Origin of the sequence: Paractinoplanes rhizophilus (assembly GCF_042664765.1) — a bacterium.
Lineage (GTDB): Bacteria > Actinomycetota > Actinomycetes > Mycobacteriales > Micromonosporaceae > Actinoplanes > Actinoplanes rhizophilus.
This window is the reverse complement of the sequence record NZ_JBHTBJ010000110.1, coordinates 1-1387: the sequence shown is the minus strand read 5'-3', so window position 1 is coordinate 1387 and position 1387 is coordinate 1. Positions and strand designations below refer to the sequence as shown.

The 1387-nt window shown below is 67.1% G+C and carries 1 protein-coding gene; it reads right to left on the bottom strand.

The annotated features are described in order from the left end of the window. Positions 1 to 181: 181 nt before the first annotated feature. On the bottom strand, positions 182 to 1279 hold the full coding sequence (locus ACFQS1_RS40425; protein WP_378978368.1) for an IS701 family transposase: 1098 nt from the start codon (positions 1277 to 1279) through the stop codon (positions 182 to 184). Between the last annotated feature and the right edge of the window lie 108 nt (positions 1280 to 1387).

Genomic DNA, 1387 nt, shown 5'->3' with positions numbered 1-1387 from the left:
TACTGCTACGGCGGGTCGTAGCTTCCGAGGCGTTCGAGTCGTTTGCGGTAGTGGGCGGCTCGGGCGCGTTGGTTGCACAGTTGCCGGAAGGCTGACCAGGCCAGGACGTGTTCGACAGCGTGTCGTGCGGCCAGGATCAGGGTGGCGAACAGGCGCCTGATCTCGTTGACGGTCAGCAGGTTCAGGCCGTCCGGGCTGTCGCTGCTGGGGTTGCCCCCTTTACCGCTTCGGCGGCGCGGGTGATGGTCAGGAACGCGGCGGCGGCCATGGCCAGGGTGATGTGGGCGTACCAGGCGTCGTAGCGGCGGACCTGGTACTGGTCCAGGCCGGCTTCGTTCTTCGCGATCTGGAACGACTCCTCGACCGCCCACCTTGCGCCCGCGGTCGCCACGAGGGTGCGTAGCCGGGTACCGCGCGGCCCGAAGCATACGTAGTAGGCCAGCTCGCCGGTGGTGATGTTGCGGCGGGCCAGGACCCAGCCGCGCCGGTCGGCGCCGAACTCGGCGCGGATGGGCGCGCTGACCCAGTCATAGACGCGGGGTCCGTGGGCGCCGTCACCGCAGGACATCCGCCGCCACGCCCCCGCCCGGATCTTCGCGATCAGCGCGTCGACGCGGGTGCTGGTGTGCAGCCCGGACGGAACTTCGTGATCCTTGCGCGTGGCCATCACGTACCAGATGTCGTGTTGCTGGCACCATTCGCGTAGTTCCCGGTGCTGCCCGTAGGCCTCGTCGGCGGTGAACCAGGCGAACGGCACCCCAGCCTGCACGGCACGTTCCAGCATGGACTGTGCCTGCGCGGGTTTGGTGGCGAACTCGACCTCATCGGGGATATGTGCCCGGCGACAGCGGTCTCGATCATCGGTCCAGGACTTCGGCAGATACAACTCCCGGTCGATCAACGCCCGGCCGCGCGGCGTGTGATACGCCAGGAACACTCCGATCTGACAGTTGTCGACCTTGCCGCTGGTGCCGGTGTACTGCCGCTGGACTCCGGCCGAGGCCTTGCCCTTCTTGATGAACCCGGTCTCGTCGGCGACCAGGACCCCCGCCGGGTCTGCGATCGCCGCCACCACCGCGGCACGCAACTGGTCACGCACCGCATCCCGGTTGAAACAGGGACTGCACAACAGCCCCTGCATCCCGTCCGGCGTCGCGTCACCGGCCTGCTCGGCAAGCGTCCAGCCATTACGTCGCTCGATCGGCGCCAGCAACCCGCGCAGGTATTTGAACGCCCGCCATCGGATATCCGCACGGCTCAACCACTGCGACCACCCCAGAAAGAACTCACGGAAGTCATCGTCCCAACCCGATACCTGCTCAGCCGTCACCACACCCGACAAACGACTCACAACCACACGAAGTGGCGACCTGCCGTAGCAGTACTA